Annotated in this window: 18 protein-coding genes; 12 read left to right on the top strand and 6 right to left on the bottom strand. The window is 40.4% G+C overall.

Annotated elements, in window-relative coordinates; translation table 11 throughout:
* Positions 1 to 41: 41 nt before the first annotated feature.
* Positions 42 to 272 (bottom strand): hypothetical protein, encoded by a 231-nt coding sequence (locus SANK73390_RS20280; protein ID WP_462768152.1) that lies wholly within the window; start codon positions 270 to 272, stop codon positions 42 to 44.
* A 557-nt stretch (positions 273 to 829) separates the two neighbouring features.
* Between SANK73390_RS20280 and sbnA the strand changes: the two genes are divergently transcribed.
* The 9 genes from sbnA (at position 830) to SANK73390_RS20235 (ending at position 13,818) form a co-directional block, all read left to right on the top strand.
* A complete protein-coding gene (gene sbnA / locus SANK73390_RS20275; RefSeq protein ID WP_462768151.1) occupies positions 830 to 1,813 on the top strand; it encodes a 2,3-diaminopropionate biosynthesis protein SbnA in 984 nt (327 codons plus the stop codon).
* Positions 1,814 to 1,828: 15 nt separating this feature from the next.
* Positions 1,829 to 2,842, top strand: coding sequence for a 2,3-diaminopropionate biosynthesis protein SbnB (gene sbnB, locus SANK73390_RS20270; protein WP_462768150.1), 1,014 nt, complete (start codon positions 1,829 to 1,831; stop codon positions 2,840 to 2,842).
* A 105-nt stretch (positions 2,843 to 2,947) separates the two neighbouring features.
* Positions 2,948 to 4,621, top strand: coding sequence for an IucA/IucC family protein (locus SANK73390_RS20265; protein WP_462768149.1), 1,674 nt, complete (start codon positions 2,948 to 2,950; stop codon positions 4,619 to 4,621).
* Positions 4,608 to 5,795: an MFS transporter gene (locus SANK73390_RS20260; RefSeq protein ID WP_462768148.1), complete on the top strand. Its 1,188-nt coding sequence runs from the start codon at positions 4,608 to 4,610 to the stop codon at positions 5,793 to 5,795. The genes SANK73390_RS20265 and SANK73390_RS20260 overlap by 14 nt, the downstream gene beginning before the upstream one ends.
* Positions 5,792 to 9,214 carry an IucA/IucC family protein gene (locus SANK73390_RS20255; protein WP_462768147.1) on the top strand — a complete coding sequence of 1,141 codons (3,423 nt, stop codon included), beginning with the start codon at positions 5,792 to 5,794 and terminating at the stop codon, positions 9,212 to 9,214. Before SANK73390_RS20260 ends, SANK73390_RS20255 begins: the two co-directional genes overlap by 4 nt.
* Positions 9,207 to 9,977 (top strand): HpcH/HpaI aldolase family protein, encoded by a 771-nt coding sequence (locus tag SANK73390_RS20250; protein WP_462768146.1) that lies wholly within the window; start codon positions 9,207 to 9,209, stop codon positions 9,975 to 9,977. The genes SANK73390_RS20255 and SANK73390_RS20250 overlap by 8 nt, the downstream gene beginning before the upstream one ends.
* Positions 9,977 to 11,155: a type III PLP-dependent enzyme gene (locus tag SANK73390_RS20245; RefSeq protein WP_462768145.1), complete on the top strand. Its 1,179-nt coding sequence runs from the start codon at positions 9,977 to 9,979 to the stop codon at positions 11,153 to 11,155. The genes SANK73390_RS20250 and SANK73390_RS20245 overlap by 1 nt, the downstream gene beginning before the upstream one ends.
* A gap of 95 nt (positions 11,156 to 11,250) precedes the next feature.
* Positions 11,251 to 11,682: a hypothetical protein gene (locus SANK73390_RS20240; protein WP_462768144.1), complete on the top strand. Its 432-nt coding sequence runs from the start codon at positions 11,251 to 11,253 to the stop codon at positions 11,680 to 11,682.
* A 36-nt stretch (positions 11,683 to 11,718) separates the two neighbouring features.
* Complete coding sequence (locus SANK73390_RS20235) at positions 11,719 to 13,818, top strand: TonB-dependent receptor (protein ID WP_462768143.1); 2,100 nt, start codon at positions 11,719 to 11,721, stop codon at positions 13,816 to 13,818.
* A 56-nt stretch (positions 13,819 to 13,874) separates the two neighbouring features.
* On the opposite strand, the gene SANK73390_RS20230 is transcribed toward SANK73390_RS20235, so the two are convergent.
* Positions 13,875 to 14,588 carry a metal-dependent hydrolase gene (locus SANK73390_RS20230; protein ID WP_462768142.1) on the bottom strand — a complete coding sequence of 238 codons (714 nt, stop codon included), beginning with the start codon at positions 14,586 to 14,588 and terminating at the stop codon, positions 13,875 to 13,877.
* 227 nt (positions 14,589 to 14,815) lie between these two features.
* Here SANK73390_RS20230 and SANK73390_RS20225 point away from each other — a divergent pair, with 227 nt between their 5' ends.
* The gene (locus SANK73390_RS20225) at positions 14,816 to 15,289 is read left to right on the top strand and encodes a hypothetical protein (protein WP_462768141.1); all 474 of its coding nucleotides are present in this window, start codon (positions 14,816 to 14,818) and stop codon (positions 15,287 to 15,289) included.
* Between the two features lie 88 nt (positions 15,290 to 15,377).
* Here SANK73390_RS20225 and SANK73390_RS20220 read toward each other — a convergent pair whose 3' ends face one another.
* Positions 15,378 to 16,121, bottom strand: a complete 744-nt coding sequence (locus SANK73390_RS20220) for a YciK family oxidoreductase (protein ID WP_462768140.1) — start codon at positions 16,119 to 16,121, stop codon at positions 15,378 to 15,380.
* Positions 16,122 to 16,306: 185 nt separating this feature from the next.
* Between SANK73390_RS20220 and SANK73390_RS20215 the strand changes: the two genes are divergently transcribed.
* Together SANK73390_RS20215 and sohB are read left to right on the top strand one after the other, a co-directional pair.
* The gene (locus SANK73390_RS20215) at positions 16,307 to 18,751 is read left to right on the top strand and encodes a VolA/Pla-1 family phospholipase (protein WP_462768139.1); all 2,445 of its coding nucleotides are present in this window, start codon (positions 16,307 to 16,309) and stop codon (positions 18,749 to 18,751) included.
* 239 nt (positions 18,752 to 18,990) lie between these two features.
* Positions 18,991 to 19,995 (top strand): protease SohB, encoded by a 1,005-nt coding sequence (gene sohB, locus SANK73390_RS20210; protein WP_462768138.1) that lies wholly within the window; start codon positions 18,991 to 18,993, stop codon positions 19,993 to 19,995.
* Between the two features lie 54 nt (positions 19,996 to 20,049).
* Here sohB and SANK73390_RS20205 read toward each other — a convergent pair whose 3' ends face one another.
* Genes SANK73390_RS20205 through SANK73390_RS20195 form a run of 3 tightly spaced genes read right to left on the bottom strand, consistent with a single transcriptional unit; the run spans position 20,050 to position 22,136 of the window.
* Positions 20,050 to 20,424, bottom strand: a complete 375-nt coding sequence (locus tag SANK73390_RS20205) for a PH domain-containing protein (RefSeq protein WP_462768137.1) — start codon at positions 20,422 to 20,424, stop codon at positions 20,050 to 20,052.
* Positions 20,425 to 20,427: 3 nt separating this feature from the next.
* On the bottom strand, positions 20,428 to 21,330 hold the full coding sequence (locus SANK73390_RS20200; RefSeq protein WP_462768136.1) for an ABC transporter ATP-binding protein: 903 nt from the start codon (positions 21,328 to 21,330) through the stop codon (positions 20,428 to 20,430).
* A complete protein-coding gene (locus SANK73390_RS20195) occupies positions 21,327 to 22,136 on the bottom strand; it encodes an ABC transporter permease subunit (protein ID WP_462768135.1) in 810 nt (269 codons plus the stop codon). Before SANK73390_RS20195 ends, SANK73390_RS20200 begins: the two co-directional genes overlap by 4 nt.
* Between the last annotated feature and the right edge of the window lie 62 nt (positions 22,137 to 22,198).

The following is a 22,198-nucleotide window of genomic DNA, read 5'->3' as shown; positions in this document are numbered from 1 at the left end:
CAGTTTTCGCACAATTCACTATAGAGTTTTCGTACATTGGATCAATAAGTGTTGAGAATGGCTTTGCCATCTTTACCTAATTTGGCTATGACTATGCTGATATCTTGCTCAGAGATATCTTCTCCTTTCATTAAAGCAGTTCGAATAGGCTCAATAGCTTCGTTAAATTCACAGCGTCTATCACGGCCGATGTTAAGTGAAAAACCAAGCCATGTTCCAATAATTATTCCAACAAATCCGCCAACGACTAATGCAATAAGCACTTTTGACATTACTAATCCTTAAAGTAGGCGAAGAAATAAACGATATTTTGATCATATAGTTTAATTGGCAAATTAAGATATTGCTTTTTTATTTTAAAAATTTGAATAAATTGAACATACTATAATCATTTATTTAATAAATTTGCATCATGATTGGTTCATACTATATACATTGCAAAGTGATGGTTTGGCGTATTTTTGGACAAAGTTAATGTTAAAAGTAATACCAAAGTGTATGAAACGGTGAATTATACTAATTTTATTAAAATATTGATCATTCTAGCGAGTTAAACTGCGTTAAAAATGACGTACCGCAATTTTGCCTTGTTACTAAGCCATTTATCTGCCACATGATCTGATCATTTGTTTAATGCATTGGCATTATTGCTTATTATGCTGACACTTTTTTATGGTTGTATTTGTATAAAAGTCACCAGTCCGTCTAAGAAAATGAAAATATTTATAAGACTAAATTATTAAATGCGCATGCAAACGCAAATAATAATTGATCTCATTTGTATTTGGTGTAAATTGACGCCCCATAATGAATGTGGAGGCAAAGGAAAATGATTTACAACAATATCCTTTCATGTGTTGGTAATACGCCAATAGTGAGATTGAAAAAATTATTCCCATTTCAGGAGCACACTGTATTAGCTAAACTTGAAATGCTAAACCCCGGTGGCAGTATTAAGGACCGACCCGCTAAGTTCATGGTTGAACAAGGTATTAAAAATGGAGACATTACTCCTTACAGTCATATCATAGAGAGCTCTTCTGGTAATTTAGCAATTGCGCTGGCAATGATTTGTCAGCAGCATGCATTGCCATTTACAGCCGTAGTTGACCCAAAAATCTCACCAACTAATCTAAAATTATTAGAAATCTATGGGGCAAATGTTGTTCAAGTTACGCAAAAAGATGAGAACAACGGCTATCTACAAACTCGAATAGACACGGTAAAGCGGTTAGTGAATGAGACGCTAAATAGTGTCTGGATTAATCAATATGCTAACCCTGATAATTGGCGTAGCCATTACTTTGGCGAAGCGCAAGAGATCCTCAGGGATTTAGATGTTCAAGTTGATTATTTAGTTGTCGGTGCAAGCACTTCTGGCACACTAATGGGTGTAGCGCGCCGGCTTAAAGAAGCCAATAAGAACCTTAAAGTAATCGCCGTTGATATTAAAGGCTCAGTATTATTTGGTGGTTGTTCAGGCCCTCGAGAATTACCAGGTATTGGCGCTAGCAGAGTACCCGAATTGTTAGTCTCAAGTGAAGTAGACGACGTAATTTATGTTGATGACTATGAATCTGCTTACGCATGTCGAGAACTCGTTAAAGAAGAAAGTATTTTTGCCGGTGGCTCTAGTGGCTCGGCTGTCGCAGCAATTAAAAAACTGCTCCCATCAATTCCAAAACAGAGTGTTGTATTAACCTTGTTCGCCGACAGAGGAGACCGTTATCTAGATTTGGTATATGACCAAGCTTGGTACGATATGGTTAAGCAACACCACCTTTCAAATACACACATAGAAACCATCGTCTAGTTAAGGAAATATATAATGGCCGTACAACCACAATTAAGATATTTAAGTCAATCCGACCTTAAGCAGTTGGGCGCAGATCATAGCAACGCATTTATTGAAGCAATTGAAGAAGGATTAAAGCTTCACGCTAATCAAGAATTTGTTCAGCCACTTAAGCCCTATTTAAGATGGCCTGAAGCCCCGCATATTGCTGACCGTATTATCGCTATGCCTTGCTACTTAGGGGGTGAAAACCCAATTGCGGGCATTAAGTGGATTGGTTCTCGTCAACATAATCCAAGTAAGTTTGATATGCCGCGAGCCAGCGCCGTGATTATTTTAAATGATGCGCAAACAAATTATCCCGTGGCTATTATGGAAGCCAGTCTTATCAGTGCAATGCGTACCGCCGCGATTACAGGTGTAGCAACAAAGCATTTGGCTAAAAAAGATTTCAGCGATGTATCAATTATTGGTTGTGGTCCAATCGCTCAGATGCAGGTGCAAACATTACTTGAACAGTATCAGTCAATCAAAACAATTCACTTATATGACCTATCTGCCATAGCTGCGGATAGATTAATAAGCCAGTTTGCAGGAGATTACCCAAATGTACAGTTCGTTATTCACCCATCAGCACAAGCCGCGATAGAGCAAGCTGATGTGTTGGTCACATGTACTGTATCTGATGCACCTTACATCCCATTTGAATGGCTTAAAAAAGGCTGTTTTGTTTCAAATATTTCCATCATGGATATTGAAAAAGAGGTTTTTGTTAAGGCAGATAAAGTAATTGTTGATGATTGGGAGCAGTCCAATCGTGAAAAGAAAGTGATCAACCAACTGGTGGAAGAAGGTAAGTTTAGCAAAGAGGAGCTGCATGCAGAGTTGGGAGAGATTGTACTAGGTGATGTGGTTGGCCGTGAAAATGATGAGGAAATCATTTTACTAAACCCAATGGGCATGGCAATTGACGACATTGTCTGTGCTCGCTGGTTTTATCATGCGGCACTGGCTAAAGATACGGGCACTAAATTACCACTATTTTAATCATAAAGGTACAAGCGCAGTCTAGCTAAGATAGCTGCGCTTGTATCAAAAATTAGCTATATGCTCAAAAAGCCGAGGCAGGCTTTGCTATTTAAAGGAGTAGAGATGACTTTATCGGTTAAGCTGTATGACCCACGATGTGCTGTAATTCAAAAGCTGCTAAGTGCGCTTTACCTTGAAAACTATGGGGGTTTTAGTGAATACAGCCATTATCATGACGGTATTTTTACCATTCAATTGGACTCACAACGCAGTTTGGCATTTGCTTGCTCTATGTGTGCATCAAATATGGTGCCTTACTCAGTTACGAGCACAGACATTTATTTGCAACAACAGATGCAACAACCTGTCGCCATTTCATTATTGTCATTAATGAGTCACGTTGTTACTGCTATTTGGTGGCCTGCTACTAATACAGACCGCATTATATCAAAGTGGCATGAAGTACTTTCAACGATAAAATTGTTCGAGACCTATAAGCCCGTAAATGAAGTAGAGGACTTATTCGAGTGGCATGCTTTAATTGTTGACAGGCCAAATCACCCATTTGCGCATGCCAAAGGGAGCCTTCAAAATGTGTTGTCAAATTGGCAGAGTCAACAAGTGCAGTGGTGGGCATTCCCGAAAGAGCAGGTGTTTACTCGTAACAGTGAATACTCATACCATGACCTTTTAGGTATGCAAGAGCGGCAACAATTACAAGACAAACTCGCCCTGTTACCAAGCGGATATGTTGCTTTACCTATGTTAATAAGCCAAGTTTCAATTGCTCGGGATATATCTGATTGTCACGACTTACAAATGAGTACAAAACTTGGTAATGCCACGAGTTCATTAAGAACCTTTATTCATGCTAAGAACCCTAGTATACATGTAAAACTCGCTAGCAATGCAACTCCTTTGGGCGCTATGCGTACGATGCCACCACGGTATTTATATAACGGTGATTGCGCGTATTTGTTATTGCAACAAGTGCTCGCTCGTCATGCAGTATTGGCATCTCATGTGGCGTTATGTGATGAACGTAAATGGTGGAGTTTAGGCGCGCAAACAGACATGTTGCAATGTCTGGGTGAAGTTGGTGTGCAGCTTAGGTTTTTACCTGTGCGTGATAAAAAAGTGTCACTCACAATGGCGGCATTGAATCATCCGCAAACGTGGCAAATGTTAGAGCATGGAGGGATTAATTCTACCCGCTTGTTTGCTAATGTGTGTCGTCGCTTTGTGTATGTGGGGTTACAATTTTTGTATTACGGCATATCTCCTGAATGCCACGGTCAAAACATTCTTTTATATATAAATGACGAAGATGATTTTACTTTTGTATTGCGTGATCATGACTCATTACGCATATGCCCAAGTCAACTCAGCATTCATAATCTTGAATTACCTGATTATCAAATTAATTGGCAAACACCAAACACTCTAGTTTTGCCAACAATGTCAGAATTGGCGAAATATTTTATTACTCTAGGCTTACAGGTGAACTTATATGCTATCGCTAAAGCCCTCAATGGTGTAGTAGAAGAGCAGGTGTTTTGGCAGCAATTAACTGCAGATGTTCAGTGGGCACTTCAAAAAATAAATGATGATGATTTTAGTCAATGGGCTAAGCAGGAAATTTTAACTGCAAAACGGTGGCCATTTAAAGCGGTACTAGCGCCCTTGTTTGGCGCATCAGATGATGTAACTGGTATGCCAAGTAGCATGTCTAGCATTGAGAATCCTTTGTTGAGAGTAAAGCTGCAACAACAGGAGCCTTTGTGTGAAATTTTCTAGAGAGCTCAATTTAGTTTTAACGACACAGTTTTTGGTGACATTTTCATTAATGGTACTGATCCCCGTTATGCCACTTTATTTGGCGCAATTATCTCAGCAGCAAACGGTCTCAGGATTTTCTTCTGCATTAGCACTTTCAGCACCCGCTATAGGTGGGTTAGTGAGCGCACCTTTAATTGGTATCTTGGGAGATTACTACCGTTATAAGTCTATTTTTGTTGCTGCTCTATCAATCTTTTTATTGTCATTGCTGGGAATGGCGTGGTTCGACACGATTGAGCTATTTATTGCTGCTCGTTTATTACTTGGCCTGTCTGGCGTAGGTGTGGTGTTAACTCTATTTTTTAGTCGTGAGCGCATACTCAGTCAGGGCCGCCAATTAGCATTGCAACAACAAGCCATTGCTTTGGCTTGTTTACTAGGCCCCCTAGTAGGCGGTTATAGCTTGCAATCTATTGGCATGGATAAGGTGTTACTGCTGACAGCACTTGTGACAGTCAGTTGCTTGATAGGTCTGATGTTTCTGCTTGATGGCAACGCATTTAATGCAAGCGATGATGAGACAACAAAGCAGCCACAATTAAGGTCTGCTTTGTCTGCGCAAATATGGGCTTGGCTTGTTGCGGGTGCATTGTCCCAAGCGGGTGCCTTTGCACTCGTTGTTGGGTTTGCTTTGTATATGTCTAGTATATGGCCGAGTGACAATGTAGCTAGCCAAATAGGCTTTATGCATGCTCTAGCTTGGGGTGGCACATTTGCGTTAGCCGGATATTGGGGGCGTCGAAATGTACAAGGAATGAGTGCACAGACATTTGCCATCGGTGCATTAGGGTGTGGCGTTACCATTGCTTTAATTAGCTTTATGTCATCACTTTGGCTCATTGCTTTATTGCGAGTATTACAAGGCGCATTTTTTGCTGCGCAATCACAAAGCTTATTTTTACAAATCAGCGAACTAAGCCCAGCTTCTCAACAGGGTAAGGCGCTAGGTTGCGCCAAAAGTGCCCAAGTAAGTGGTCAATTGATAGGCCCATTTGTAGTGGCATTTTGCTTTTCTTATTTTGGTGCTAATAGCGTGCTATGGCTGACCGCAGGTTTTTTTATTGCAGCTGCATTTTTAGTGACTTTATTACTTTGGTCACAACACGTTAATTTAAAGGTAAAAATACAATGAATACATCACAATGGACGTTACTAGATACAAAGTTAGTTGAACAATACCTCAATACGTATATTCGCGAAAGAGAAATTGATTTGCAGCAGTGTCGCGATACTGGCCATTATCAATTCGCTGTGCCGTTAGCGCAAGATAACAAGCAAGTATTGTTTGACTTACAACATTACTCCTTAACGGGTTACCACAATTATAAGGTGCCTATAGCGATTAACGAAGCGGGTATAATTACATTGCTCACCGATATTGATGTGTTACTAAAGCATTTATGTGATGCGCTTGCACAGGTCAGCAGTATTGATCAGGCTAATGCTTTTTATCAAAAAGTGACGAATAGTGTTCGCCATTGTCGTTATTATGTTGCTCAGCAGGGTGAACTTGCAAAGCAAAATGAATGTCGAGATGGCTTTATTATTGCGGAGCAGGGGTTACTATTAGGTCACCCATTTCATGTCACCTCTAAAGCATGTCAAGGCTTTAATGAAGAGGATTTAGCGCGGTATAGTCCAGAAATGGGCGCTGCATTTAAGCTACATTACTTTGCGGTATCACCGGAATTGGTGAAACAGCGTGTTATCAACGATTATAAAATCCCTTTGGACCCTATTGTAATACAAGAAGCAGCGCAATTACTCCCTGAGCGCTTTGGCAATTATTATTTATTACCGTGTCACCCTTGGCAGGCAAATTATTTAATTGAAAGCGCAACAGTTAAGTCATATTTAGCTGAAAATTCACTTATTTCTTTGGGGCCAATGGGAGAAACTGTATGGCCTACATCTTCTGTCAGAACGGTGTTTGCACCAAAGCAAGGTATTTTCTTAAAGCTGGCAATTGACGTGCGGATCACCAACTTTGTACGCAATAATCCGCCAAGCCATTTAGAGCGAGCACTTGATGCCAGTGAAGTGATTGTCCAACAGCATCTTGATGATGGCATTGAGCGCCTAATATTACTGCCTGAACTTGCCTATCAAACGATTAATGATGAATCATTGGCTGCGTCATTTGCCGTTTTATATCGACAAGGTCTCGATAAAACAATACAAGCGCAGACTCGTATTTTAGCGGCTTTGGTAGAAGAGTCACCTATCACCGGTGCTATGCCCTTAAGTGGATTTATCTCACAAGCTGCTAAAGCGCAGGAGACAACACAAAATAGTGTTTTTTTGGCTAAGTGGTGGCAAGCGTATTTAAATGCTGCGTTGCTACCTACACTTAGGTTGTATGCTCGCTCAGGTGTGAGCTTAGAAGCCCATTTGCAAAATGCCTTAATGTACTTTGAAAACGGTTGGCCCAGCATGTTAGTAGTCAGAGATATGGAGGGGTGTAGCATCTGTGCTCAGCAGCAGTCTGCGCTTGCGCCGCAAAGTGCAGCCAGTTACAGTGCTGATGAGGCATGGTTCCGTTATCAGTATTATGTTGTAGTTAATCATATTGCTCATGTATTGGCAGCTGTAGCGCGTAATCATGCAATATCAGAATCAAAACTGTGGTCAATTACTCGAGACTTTTTAACTAACATTGCACATGATGACGAAGCAAAACCGCAAGCCGTTGCTTTACTCAACTGTGCAACATTACCTGCCAAAGGCAACTTACTCAGTACCTTGCATGGATGTGGTGAGTCACCTAAATGGATACACATAGCAAATCCACTTATGTTTCAAGATCAAGCACAGCCATTGGTGCATCAACAGTCTGAACAAAGAGTGGTTAAGCAGTTACTAGAGGCATTGCTGTACGAGCAAGTTTTAGGTTATAAGTGGCGTCAAAATAAGCTGGTGGTTGCACTAGGGGGAGATAATTATTATGAAGTAATTGCACAAAAAACCGCACACTTTGATCGTATTAGACTGCAACCACACACTTTGGTGCGTTATTATAATGGTCGTTCAACAGCTGTGACACTTGAGTATATTATGAGAGACTTGGGGGCATTAGAGTTGACAGCTAGTGATGCTTGGTCAAGGTTTTATGATGAGCTACATCACACAGTTCAAAAGCATGCTCAAGTTTTGGCGAGTGTCCCTGATAGGCCGCTAAGAGAAATGGATTATATACACTGTGAAGCCAAGATAAGTAATGGCCATTTATATCATCCGAGCTTTAAATCTCGTTTAGGCTTTACCCTTGAAGATAATGCTCAATATGGCCCTGAGCTTGCCAAGCCCATTCACCTAAAATGGCTGGCTGTAGATTTAAAACAGCTTAGTGCAAATTTTGCTAAGGGCTACAACCCAAACGTTTTAGCGCGTAATCACTTTAACGATGGTCAACTATTACAAATAGAAGCGCAACTAAAGCTTCATGATATTACCCTTGAACAAGTGATGCTGTTACCTGTACATCCTTGGCAATGGCGTCATATTGGGGATGTTTATTTTGCATCAAGGCAAGGGGTTTATCCAATTGAAATTGATGGACATCGTTACTTACCTCAGCAGTCAATTCGTACTTTAAGTGATTACAGCGATGAACAGGCGTTGTCAGTAAAGCTTGCTTTGAGTATAACCAATACTTCAACCTCACGAGTATTAGCTCCTCATACCATTGCCAATGCCGGTATGATAAGTGATTGGCTATGTTCTCTACTAGATGATGACAAAGCTTGGCAGCAAGTAACACGTCCGATAATTTTGAAAGAAGTTGCGGGAGCGAGTGTACATGCACAAGCAATGCTTAATGCACAATATGGCGCTTTGGGATGTATTTGGCGTGAGAGTGTATACAAGCATGTGAAAATAAGCGATGCAGTAGTGCCAGTCACCGCATTAATGCAGCTAGATGTAGATGAGCAACCCTTAATCGCACCTTGGGTACAGCAACACGGATTGACTACTTGGTTAAGTGCCTTGGTTGATAAGGTGTACCTTCCGGTGATGCATATGCTTTGGCAGCATGGCGTGGCTATGGAATCACATGCGCAAAATATGCTTTTGGTACACCGACAAGGATTGCCTAAACAGGTGGCGCTAAAAGATTTTCATGATGGTGTTAGGTTTAGTATGGGTTTATTAGATAAGCCTGAGCTGCTGCCAAACTTGATTGAATCACCTGCTGAGCATGCGCGAGTTAACCCTAATTCGTTTTTACAAACTGACAGCAAAGAGGAGTTACGTGACTTTACACAAGATGCTTTGTGCTTTGTTAATCTTGCTGAACTTGGCTGGTTTGTTGAACAGCATTTTGAACTTAACGGTGAGGCGTTCTGGGGATTAGTTAGAAGCCGTGTTGAGCGCTATCAGTATGCACATCCCCATTTAAATGAACGCTTTGAAATATTTGACTTTCTTGCACCAACAATTGATGTTGAACAATTGGCTAGTAGACGTTTTTTACCTGAACAGCGCTTAAGAGTGATGTCTGTAAGCAATCCGTTAGCGCATGCAACTAACGAGGGCTTTGAACATGAATAAAGACAATTTAAAACAGCGACTATTGCAAACATCCCCTTGTTTTGGGGTGTTTTGCTCTATTCCAAGTGCAGTAGCCATAGAGCAACTTGCGTTATCTGGGTATGACTTTGTGATATTCGATTTAGAACACACGCTACATGATATGCGTGATGTAGAAGTTGCCTTGTTAGCATCGCGCGTAGCTGAACTTGATGTGTTAGTTAGGATCCCTCAGAGGCGACTAGATTTGGTAGCCCCTTTATTGGATGCGGGAGCAAGCGGTATTGTTGCTGCAATGGTACAAACGCAAGCCCAAGCTCAAGCATTAGTGCAGTGCTGTTATTATCACCCTCTTGGACAGCGAGGCTTGAACTCTACACGTTTAAACCAATATGCCACTAAAGATCTATCACAAAGCTTACCTGAGGCGAATAAGCAAGTAGTGGTAGTAGCGATGATAGAAACGCAGTTGGGTGTAGAAAATGCGCTGCAGATAGCGTCAACGTTAGGAGTAGATGCATTACTTGAAGGCGCTGCTGATTTATCTCAGTCAATGGGAGTACCTTGGCAAACCCAACACCCTAGTGTGCGTTCAGGTGTTCGCCAAGTAGCTCAAGCATGTCAAAATGCACAAAGTGCTTTTATGGCAATTCCTCGCACAACCGAAATGGTCGCTACATGGCAAGATAGTGGTGTGAGCAACTTTGTTTTAGGTGATGATCGCTCCATTATGCGAAATGCTCATCAAGCTCATATCTCCCAATTTAAGCAGGAGCTAAGATAGTGACGGTATGTATTGAAAAAGTGAATGAATATATCGCAAAACAATCTCAAGAAGTGTGCGCTTTTTTATATGATTTAAGTAGCTTAACAGAACATGTGCAATCACTATTGCGCCCGTTACCTGAGTCGGTGCAATTTTACTATGCAATTAAGGCTAATAGTGATGAGCAGGTTTTGCATGCTTTACTTCCTCACGTATATGGTTTTGAAGTGGCATCACAGGGTGAAATTGAAAAGGTAAGAGTGGTAAGTGACAGTGTACCTATCGCCTTTGGTGGCCCAGGAAAAACCCTAACAGAACTCAAGTCTGCGTTAGCGCACAATGTTACTTTGTTTCATCTTGAAAGCCGATTACAAATGGATAGGCTAAATTGGCTTGCACAACAACAAGGTAAGGTTATTGATGTGCTGCTAAGGGTTAATCCAAGTTTTGAATTGCCAGATGCTACTTTGCAAATGGCGGGTAAAGCAACACAGTTTGGGATTGAGCAAAGTGAGCTTGAATGCATCTTAGATGAATTGTTGTTATATCCAAACTTACGTGTTATCGGATTTCACTTTCACTGTATTTCTAATAACTTACAAGAGACAACACATATTAAAGCAATTGCGAAATATATCGACACAGCAATGCTGTGGCAGCAACGATATCATTTGCAGCTAACGACCGTGAATGTGGGGGGAGGGATTGGTGTTACATATCAAAGTGAACAGCACGCGTTTAATTGGCCGGATTATTGTGAGCAATTGAGCCTATTGCTTAAGCAATACCCCATGCTCAATATTGCCATGGAGTGTGGCCGTTTTGTGAGTGCATATTGTGGTGTGTATTTAGCACAAGTGACGGATATAAAAAGCAATCATGGAGAGAACTTTGCAATCTTACGTGGTGGTAATCATCACTTCAGATTGCCTTCATCATGGCAGCATAGTCATCCATTTATTGTTATAAACCGTGCTTTGTGGCCATATCCATTTGCACGGCCAGAGCTATTAGACTCACCAGTTACGTTATGTGGTGAACTTTGCACACCAAAAGATGTGTTAGCAAAAGGGGTTAAAATAGCCCGTTTACGTGTGGGTGATATTGTTATGTTTGAAAAAGCAGGGGCGTACGGTTGGCATATTTCTCACCACGACTTTTTATCCCATCCTCACCCTGAGCGCATTTATTTATAATCGCAAAGTATGCTGAACAATTAAGGCCTCAACTACAGAGCTAGCTTGTGTGTTCAGCATTACACACTAATTAAAATTAATAAGGAAGCTGCGTTATGCCGTTAAATAAGTCTATTCACTTTTTATCACCTCAAGCGCTCAAACCCAATGAAGAAATACTCCCAGAGCGCGCTGTTTGGTTGCAGAAAAAAGTAGTCCATGAACAATTGTGGAGAGTACCTATTACAGTCGATAAAGATACGGGTTCTATCATGGATGGCCATCATCGTCATTTAGTTGCTTGCCGGTTAGGTTTAGCTAAGGTGCCATGTATTTTGCTTGATTATGATGAAGTCGAGTTTATCAGCACCCACCCTAGCAAAGCATTAACACCTCAATGTGTGATAGAACATGCCAAAGCTGGGCAGCGGCTACCACCTAAAAGCACTCGACATCGTTTTATGCGGCCTTTACCAAATTGCAATATTTCGCTCAACCTTCTTATTGATAATGGTTATCAGTTAGATTATCATGCCCTTAAAATTTGAATATAAACAATAATGCTTCTAATTATAAGGACTAAAATGCTTTTTAAAAAATCTCTGCTCTCATTCAGTGTGTCAGTGTTAATTACGGGTGTATGTCAAAATGTGTATGCAGATGACGTAGAACACATTGAAATTCGTGCACAGCGCATGGCTTCAAACCTTAATTCGATTGCTCGTAACGTATCAGTAATTGATGAACACATGCTAAGAACACAGTTTTCAAGTGCGCAGAATATTGCAGAGGTCCTTGCTAAAACAGTGCCTGGGATGGCTCCGCCCACCCCAGCATTAACTAACTTTGGCACCACATTACGCGGACGTAACGCGCTTGTGTTAATTGATGGTGTACCGATGAATACTAATCGTAATATTTCTCGTGACTTACATAACTTACACCCGGCGCAAGTTGAGCGAGTGGAGGTATTTCGAGGTGGTAATGCCCTATATGGCAGTGGTGCTACGGGTGGTGTTATTTACATTTATACCAAATTTGGCCAGCAAGCATCTGAAATTGCATCAAGTGTTGAAGTAAAAAATGGGGCATTTACCTTAGCGCAATCATTTGCAGGTCAAATTAATAATTGGCAATATCGTGTTGGTGTAAGTTATGAAAATGTTGATGGCTTTTCGGATGCCGAGGGTGACAGGTTAGCAGTGGAGCCCAGTCAAGGTGATACGTTTGACAGTGATATTTATAGCTTTGATGGCAAAGTCACTAAATCTTGGGATACACAGCAGTTCTCTTTATCTGTATTGAGTTATGTATTGGAGCAAGATACTGATTACGCTTCAGATCCAACCATTAAAATGCTTCCTTATATTAATAAAGCACAGTCTATAAAGGGCTTACAGCTTGATAAACAAAATCAGATTAATAACCTTGTTTTTAATGTTGGTTACCAAAATCAATTAACTGAGCATAATCAATTATCGGCACAGTTTTATTATCGCGACTATGATGCTCGTTTTGCTCCGTTTGATGGTCGCCCTTATGCAACGTGGAATCATTTAGCGCAAACTTATTTAGAGAGTACAAATTTGGGCGTAAAGCTCACCATTAACTCAAAGCTTGGCGATAATGTAGAGTTAGATTGGGGTGTTGACGCGCAAGATGAGCGAAGTGAAATGCCAGTCACAACGTATGATGGTCAAGTGTACGATAATAGCGGCTTTTTAGTATTTAAAGAAACCGGTGATAAAGCATTTGTACCTGAGATCAGCCATCGTACATTAGCTGCATTTGTACAAGCACGCGTTAGCATTACTGAACAGCTTGGTCTAGAAGGGGGATTAAGAGCAGAGGAAATTGACGCCAGCTTTGATGATTTCACTACTTTAGGTCAAGCTATTGCAATCTCTGGTAGTCGTTATGACTACGACTCAACGTTATACAATGTTGGCCTGACGTACGATATCAATGACAACCATACGGTGTATATTGCATTTAATGAAGGGTATGAATTGCCTGATATTGGTCTCCAGATCCGTTATGCCACAAGTCAATTTGACTTAAGCCAATCATCATTGAAACCCATTGAATCAAAGGATAAAGAGATTGGTTGGCGCGGTGAAGTCGGTGCTTTTGACTTTAGTGCGGCTTATTTTGTTTCAACATCAGACTTGGGGCGCGTGAAAAGTGAAGGTATGGGGCTGTCGGTGAGTCGTAACGAAGTTGAAATTGACGGTTTTGAAGTTACATCATCATGGGATATTAATAATACTTTGAGCGCAGAACTTAGTTACAGCAAAGCTAATGGTGATGAAAAAGCGCAAAGTGCTGAGCAATTTCAAGCAATGAATGGCTTTAGTATTGCGCCAAGTAAACTTACCGCTCAGTTGAATTACGATATTACAAGCAATTGGCATACTAACTTAACGCTAATGCAAAGTGGTGGCAAAGATTACCGTATACAAGGAAAAAATGCTTTTGGTAGAAAAGATGTGCAAAGCTACACGCTCGTGGATTTGAATTCTCAACTTGAGTTAGAGCAGGGTGCTGTCACAGTGGGAATTGAAAACCTATTTAATAATCAGTATTTTTCTGTATATAGCCAATTGCAGCGTAACGGCAATAACACCAGTTCAATTCCAGGGCGTGGCCGTACGTTTTCAATAAAGTATCGTATGGTTTGGTAACGTATTGACCATAAACTTGCATCTAGGCTGATATACGGCCTAGATAGTACACACGATTAAAACCACTGTTGTAAGCTATCTAAGCTTGGCAATAAAGGTAATGCAGCCAACTTGTGTTGCCAACTTAGTAAGATACTCATAACTTCGTCAAAATAAGGCTGTAATAAATATATTGCACCTCCAATAACTAACAATTGCATTAAGCTGGCAAGTGGTGCACTTAATGCGATGGGCTTTAACGCACTACCAAAAGAGGCTTTTAGTTCATTGTTGTTAATATCAACGCTATAACATTCATCTAATATTAAGTGCGTTAGCATACCTAGACACACACAAGCTGCTAATAACAGCGAGAACGACAAAGACTTACCTGCAACTAACGCTAAGTGCATTGTTATTAGTGAGCACATAGCGACAAACATTAAAGAATGCATTGCACCACGATGAACGGTTAAGGTCTCAAAAAGAGGTTTAACAATATATTGCAGAGCAATATATATACCCAAAGCGCTGCCCCAAAGTGTGAGTAAAGAGTCAAATTTAATCATTAATGGCAAGCCAATGGCTGCGCATAAAGAAAACACTGAAAATAAACTATTTAGGGAGCGTGATTTATCGGCATCTAGATCAGGTAATAACCCAGATAAACTGCCGATAATAAACAGCAAAAATGTATCAAATGGGGTTGCAAGCGAGGTTGCAAGAATAGTAGAGCTAAAAACGGCACTTGTGATTATGGAAGACTGAAAATGTGTATCAAAATTAGCCAATGCGAGCCTCAATATTTGTGATGTAAAAGCAGTTTGTTAGTTTTTTCTATTCTATAATAGAGAAGCAAACTTATGTATTTTTTAAATAAAATTTCAATTATAAATGGTGATATGAATTTATTAATATTCGGATAACTTAACTTGTTAATCTAGTTTTAAAGGTGTCACTTTTATGGAGTGTGAAATACCTTCTTACTATATTTTAATAATATTACAGGCTTATCATCATGAATAAATACTTAACCTCCGCATTTTTCTTGCTTGCTTCATCATCAGCCATGGCTGAATCCGTAGTGTATAGCGCAACGTCTTGCCACATTGAGAAAGGTAATGCAAAAGCCGTTTATTCTCACGCTATGATTGAAAACCGCTCGTCTGATTGGGATACAGTTCACTGTGATATTCCGGTTAGAAAAGGTAAAGATATCTTGGAAGTTGGGGTAAATATCTTTGTTTATAACAGTAATGGTAACTTTGCGACTGACTGTCGTGTAAGCTTCTATAATGAGGGGGAAACTTCTATAATCTCAAGAGGAACAACTGAAAAAGCGGTAGGTAGGACTAACTATTTGACGACTAACGACCATATTTTATCTGCTTACCCTGAAGCCGGGCGCGGTCGTTTATCATGTTCATTGTCGGGAGCTGAGCTTGGGGGTTTAGTTAGAATGACAGATTATGTGGTTACTTACTCAGAATAACAATGCTTTGCTAATGTACATGCGTTAAAAAAGAAAACATTAAAAGAAAGTGATAAGTTACTATACCTATCACTTTTGTAGTCTTTTGTTATTTAGGCTGCGCGTCAATAGACTGGCCATTAACATTAGACGATTCATCACTCATAAGATACAGATATGTACCCATCAGTTCTTCAGGGGTTTTTAACGTGTATTTATCTTCACCTGGAAAGGCTGAAGCGCGCATACTAGTGCGAGTTGCCCCTGGATTTATACAGTTAATGCGTATATTTGTTTTACCTACTTCTTGAGCCCAAGTTTGCATCATACCTTCGGTGGCAAACTTAGAAATTGCATAAGGTCCCCAAAATTCACGACCTTTACGGCCAACGCCTGATGAAGTAAATACCACCGAAGCGTGAGGGGCTTTACGTAATAGCGGAAACAGGTACTTAGTGATCATTGCTTGAGCGGTAACATTAACTTTCATAATATTTTCAAATGTCGAAACACAAAAATGCTCTAAAGGCCCTAATGAGCCCAAAATCGAGGCATTGTTGAGTAAACCGTCTAATTTTCCGAATTGCTGTTCAATCGTAGCAGCTAAATCACGATAGTTTTGCTTTGTTGCCCCTCGCATATCAAGTGGCACAATAGCGGGTTGAGGATAACCTGCGTTGACGATTTCATCGTATACACACTCTAGCTTTTTAGTTGTTTTTCCTAGTAAAATAACGGTAGCGCCGTGTTGTGCGTAGGTGAGTGCTGCCACTCTACCGATACCGTCACCAGCACCGGTTATTAAAATTGTTTTGTTTTGTAGGGCGTTTGCCGGGGCTTTATAATCGTGCATTTTTAACCTCAACTGGTAATTTTCGGGCATTTTAACACAAGTTATCGAATTTATTGTAAATATAGGTGGCGAAAGGCTACACTTTACGTTAACTTTAACTGGTCTAATGTCTTATTAAAAACACAATTACATAGTTTTAACGAATTAGAACACAATAATAATAAGATTATGTCGGAGCCTATAAAATGAAAAAAATGCTACTCTCACTCGCGGTTTCTTCAGTCCTCGTTGGCTGTGGTGGCGGTGAAACATTAGAAGATGTCAAAAAAGACTCTACCCCTGTATTACCTTTGGCAAGTGTTAAGTTTGACCCATCCAACAGTGTAATTTCAGTACCAAATGACTTACTACTTAATGGTACAAAAGATGGTACGCTTAATTTCCCTGGTGAACTTGACGAAAATGGTAATGCTGCATTAGCAAGAGCTAATTATGCCTCACCTTCGCTATCACTAGGTGCGTTGGATGGTTGGTCTACGCAAATGCCTTACGTTATCAATTTGGATGTGCCATCTGGATATGCCATTAGTGAGCAATCAGCGAGTGATCCAACTGCCGTTCGTATTTTTGAAGTGGTCATGGGGGCAGATCAAAGTGATGAACAATGCAAGCAAGTACCTGCAGGTATTGCATGCCGTGTTGTGGGTGAATTAACCAATGGATTAACTGGTGACTTTGTTTCTGCATTGAATAGTTCAAAAGATGGCATTGCTATTCAACCACTCAAACCATTTAAGGCGGGTAAAACTTATATTACGGTTTTAACTGACTCGTTAAAAATGAGCGACGGCCGTGCTGTTCAGTCTTCTTCAACTTATACCTTGTTACGCCAAGAGGCGCCGCTGGTAACAGATACGCAACTAGCGCTGCAAGCGGTTATCAAAAGTTACGAAAATGCAGTCACGTCAGAAGGTGCTCTAAGCAAAGAAAATATTATTTACACAGCCGCAGCAACAATGCAATCTGTTGGTCAGGTTGTTGGCACAATTAAAAAGTTAATGGCAGGTAGTTTAGCTTCAGGTTCAAACCCTAAGTTGGTTTTACCTGAGCAATCTATGATGACGGTATCTGACGCATTAGCTGCTGTTATTCCTGATCCAGCAACACGCGCACCATTTCAAGCTGTGCAATATATGCGTGGTAGTATTCAACTACCTATGTACTCATCTAAGCCAGCAACGAAAGACATCAGCAGTGCTGCGGATACGTATTGGCGCGCTCAGTGTGATAGTGCGGTGATGGTTCAAGGTTACAAAGCGTCTATTGGTGGCACACTACCTGCGGCTCAAGCTGACAGCAATGATGCAGCATGTGCGGCTATGTCTGGTGGCGTGCTACGTGATTTTGGTTTAGATAGTACACGTTTCTTAACAAAATATAATACTATTCCTCAAGTGCAATGGTTGGCAAATGTGCCTGTGCAAGTTACCAAACCTATCCCGCAGCTGTTAGGTATTGAAATGCCGGCAACAGGTTGGCCAGTGGTGATTTTGCAACATGGTATTACTACCACAAAAGAAGCGATGCTTGGCCTTACTCTAGCACTTAGCTCGCAAGGCTTCGCAACGGTTGCCATTGACCATCCAATGCATGGCGAGCGAGGTTTAGACATTGATGGTGATGGCATAGATGACTTTAACGCCACAGATGGTAAAGGGTCTGTATTGTCATATATGAATTTAACGTCGTTGCTGGCAGCGCGTGATAATTTACGCCAATCATCAGTAGATTTACTGGGACTTCGTTTAGGTTTGAACTTTGTTAACCCAGCAATGGGTTTAAATCCGACGCAAGTTAGTTTTGTTGGTCACTCATTAGGCTCTGTTGTTGCACCTAGTTTTATTGCTCATGCAAACTTACCACTTGACCCACAAGTAGATCCTCTATTTAAAGTACAAAGTGCTGCACTGGCAAGCGGTGGTAGCGGCATTGCTAGCTTCCTAGCTGAATCTGAAGAATTTGGTCCATTTGTTCAGGGTTCAGTGCTACTTGCAGCCAATAACTTAGCGACAAAGGCTTTTGTGACGTTTATTGCCACTGATGCTGCTTCTCAATGTTCTGTACCAGATGGCATTGAAGTTAATCCACAAAATCCTGTGTATTTATCAGCTGTTGCACCTTGTGCCTTTACGCATTATGTAGCGCACTTGAGCAGTACAGGTGATACTCAATCACTGGCTGCGATTAAAGGCATTATTCAGCAGTTTGTCTTTGCAGCACAAACAGCGCTTGATAGTGGCGACCCACTTAACTATGCATCTTTAGTGCAGGCCGTACAAACACCAATATATATGAGTGTTGTGACAGGTGGTGTTGATGGTAATAAAGCAGACACTGTTATTGCGCCAACAACAACTAACCCACTTTCGGGGAGCACACCATTGGCTCGTATGATGGGACTTCAAACTGTCTCAGAAACTCAGACTTCACAAACACCGATGAGTTATGTTGTTAACTTCAGCCAAGGTAATCATGGTTCAGTTGTAACAACTTCATTCAGAGAAAACGCTGGTGGTACAGCTCAAGGACATGCAATGGCAACGGTTGAAATGCAAACTCAGATTGTGTCTTTCTTAAAGTCACAAGGGTTATATTTACAAATTACTAACCCTGCGGTTATTGCTAATTAATTTTAATTGCTTCACTATTGAAAGCCGCTTTAAAGCGGCTTTTTTTATGATTTACAGCAATCCCAATTTTATTAGAAGTGTTTATTTGAGAGCGCGAAATGACTCATTAACTTGTGTTAAAAATCACTTGTGTTGAATAACTACATAGCGAAATTTTCACCTTGTTTCTAAAGCATTTTCTGTGACAATATCTGAGCATTTACTTAATAATAATTGGCATAATATCTCAGGAGTCAAGGTTGGCATTTTTATTTGAATACGGTTTGTTTTTAGCTAAAGCAATTACTATTGTATTGGCGGTCGGTGCAATCATTGCGCTGATTGTGGGTGCGAGTCACAAACCAAAAGGTGAGTCTGGAGAAATCGAACTTAAAGATTTATCTGAACAAATGGCAGACGCGAAAGCGCGCTTTATTGAACAATCGCTCGATAAAAAGGCACTAAAAGCGCACCGAAAAGAACAAAAGAAGCAAGATAAGAAAGAGCCTGAAGGGCGAGTTTTTGTTGTGGATTTTGCTGGCAGTATGGATGCACACGAAGTAAAAAATTTACGTAAAGAAATAAGTGCAGTTTTAAACATTGCTGATCAGAGTAAAGATCAAGTATTGGTTAATCTTGAAAGCGGTGGCGGGGTAGTACACGGTTACGGCCTTGCGGCTTCGCAACTTAATCGGGTTAAACAATATGGTTTACCTCTTACAGTTTGTATTGATAAAGTAGCTGCCAGTGGCGGTTATATGATGGCTTGTGTTGCTGATAAAATAATCGCAGCACCGTTTGCAATCGTCGGGTCAATTGGTGTAATTGCACAAATTCCTAATTTTCATAAAATCTTAAAAAAGAATGATGTTGATTTTGAGCAAATTACCTCAGGTGAATATAAACGCACATTAACCATGTTTGGCGAAAATACAGACAAAGGGCGTGAAAAGTTTAAAGCCGAAATTGAGCATACCCATGGTTTATTTAAATCATTTGTCGCTGAGCATAGGCAGCAGCTAGATATATCACAGGTGGCAACGGGTGAGCATTGGTTTGCGACACATGCGAAAACATTTAATTTAGTTGATGAAATAAATACCAGTGATGATGTTTTAATGTCTTTAGATAAAACACATCAACTCTATAAGGTCTGCTATCGTAGTAAAAAAACGCTATCTGAAAAAGTCGGTTTAGGTTTCAGTGCTGCAATAGAAAAAGTAAGTATGTCACTTTGGTCAAAGTTGAATAACGCACGCTTTTAGTTTTAAGAGATAGCAAAAGGAGATGCACTTGGTTATTTACCAAGTGCATCGTCATTACAGCGCATAAGTGCTGATAATTCGGTATACCTCGTTAATATTGTCACCTGCTTTAAATTCTTTGCTAATGGGTGTAGGGTCTGAGCCAACCCAAATTTTTAGCTCGGAATCTAAGTCAAAGTGGCCAGCGCTTTCTTTACTATATTTAGTAATTTTATTATAAGGAATGCTTAGTATTTCAACTTTTGAACCGGTTACACCTTGTTTATCAATGAGTAGCAATCGCTTATTGGAAAAAACAAACATATCACGAATTAATTGATAAGCTTTTTCAATGTGCTCGCCCTCGATTAATGTATCATTAAGTAGTTCATCGAGCTTCTCATTATCTACTTCACTGGCGTTTCCTAAAATGCCGCTCAATAGTCCCATTGTTTAATCCTTCTGGAATAGTTGATTCTCAAGAGTATGGCCGTTGACCACCTGACGATACTGCCAGTTATGCTTATAGCAGTACTTCAGTAAGTGTATATCAAATTGTTCAAAGCATGATTGGTATTCGATAATAAATTCTTTGTTTTGACTTTGAGATATGTGTAGCACACCACTGAGTTGTTTTAATAACTCTTTTGCATCTTTATACTGCTCATGCAATTGTAGTGTAATGTATTTGCTACTGCCAATTTGCTCATTGCGGTTGTGGGCACTTAAAATACCTTTATCTAAGTACAATACATGGCTGCACAAACGCTCTAGTTCAGCTAGATCATGAGAGCTTAGAATAAAGCTAACCTCATCGCTTAACGACGAAATAAGTGAGCGAATTTCTCGCGCATTTAACGGGTCTAACCCGGCGGTAGCTTCATCAAGTAAGACGATTTGTGGTTTACCCAGTAAGGCTTGAGCAATGCAAACACGTTTTCTCATTCCATGAGATAACTCGTTAATTTGTGAATGATGGTTATCGCTCAGACCAACCAGCTCGAGTACACGGGTTGTATCTTTTAGTGCTTCAACTTTGTTTAACCCTTGCAGAGCACCGTAAAAACATAGCTGCTTTTGAATTGAAAACCGAGGGTCTAACATCGCATCTTGTGGTAGCGCGGTTAATTTTCCAAATAAGCTAGGATGGCCAAGTGGCTTATCTAAAATCTTTACCGAACCGGAGTCTGGCTTTAAATAACCACATAAGACACTAAAGAGGGTCGTCTTTCCAGCACCGTTGGGTCCGACTAATGCCGTTGTACTGCCAGAGTCAATAGTAAAGCTGACATTACTGAGCGCTTGTTTATTGACAAATGATTTTGAGAGTTGATTTACTTCAATTAAAGTACTCATATCGCACGACTCCTAAATACAGCGATGCCCGTTATGAGTAAAGCGCCAGTTTGTAAGAAAGGAATAACCCAAAGAGTTAAAGAAACCGAGTCTTGAGATGCAATGTCAAGTAACTGAACGCCTGGGAAAACATAAAACAATAATTCAAGAAATGGTAAGTAGCCAGTTATAAAAGAAAGTAGCGCATTACCTAATGTGAATAATAATATTGCAAGCACAATGGATAGACGAGACGAATGGCAAATTAGATTTAGCAATGCCATCAGGGCTATAAATGGCATGACGACAATACTTAACTGTAAAATAAGCACGAGAGTAAGTGATAAGCCAGAAAATGTTAAATCAGGGTTGCGATAGCTCATAACACTGAGGGCTGCAAGTGCTGTTAATGTTATCAAGCTGATCAAAATAATAAGTTGGCCTAAAAAGCGGCCACATAATATTTCATCTCTGGTACAACGCAGGCTTAAAAATCTCAGTGTACCACGTTGCCTGTCACCGACCGTTTGATCTGAACAGATAAATAAAGCAAAAAGTGGGAAGCTATATATAGCAATAAGCCAATATATAGCAAGTTCTGCTTGAGGCCAGCTGATGAGTTTTTTTAATCCAATGTTACCCGCAAGTTCTTGTGCTAAATCAGAAAATTGTGGGCTACTCAAAAATGGAACAGCATGGCCAATGGGGTAGTGCAAAATCATTAACCAGACCATAACAAAAGCTGCTAATGCTAGTAAACCACGTTTTGTGGCGAAGAGGCGAGTCAGTTCAAAAAGAGCTAACTGCCACACTCTGTGTATATTCATAAGGTCTCCTTTGAATACACAATAACGTGTATAAAGCAGGATATAAACTGTAAATATGTTTC

Source organism: Pseudoalteromonas sp. SANK 73390 (assembly GCF_054966645.1).
This window is presented reverse-complemented; position numbering and strand designations above follow the sequence as displayed.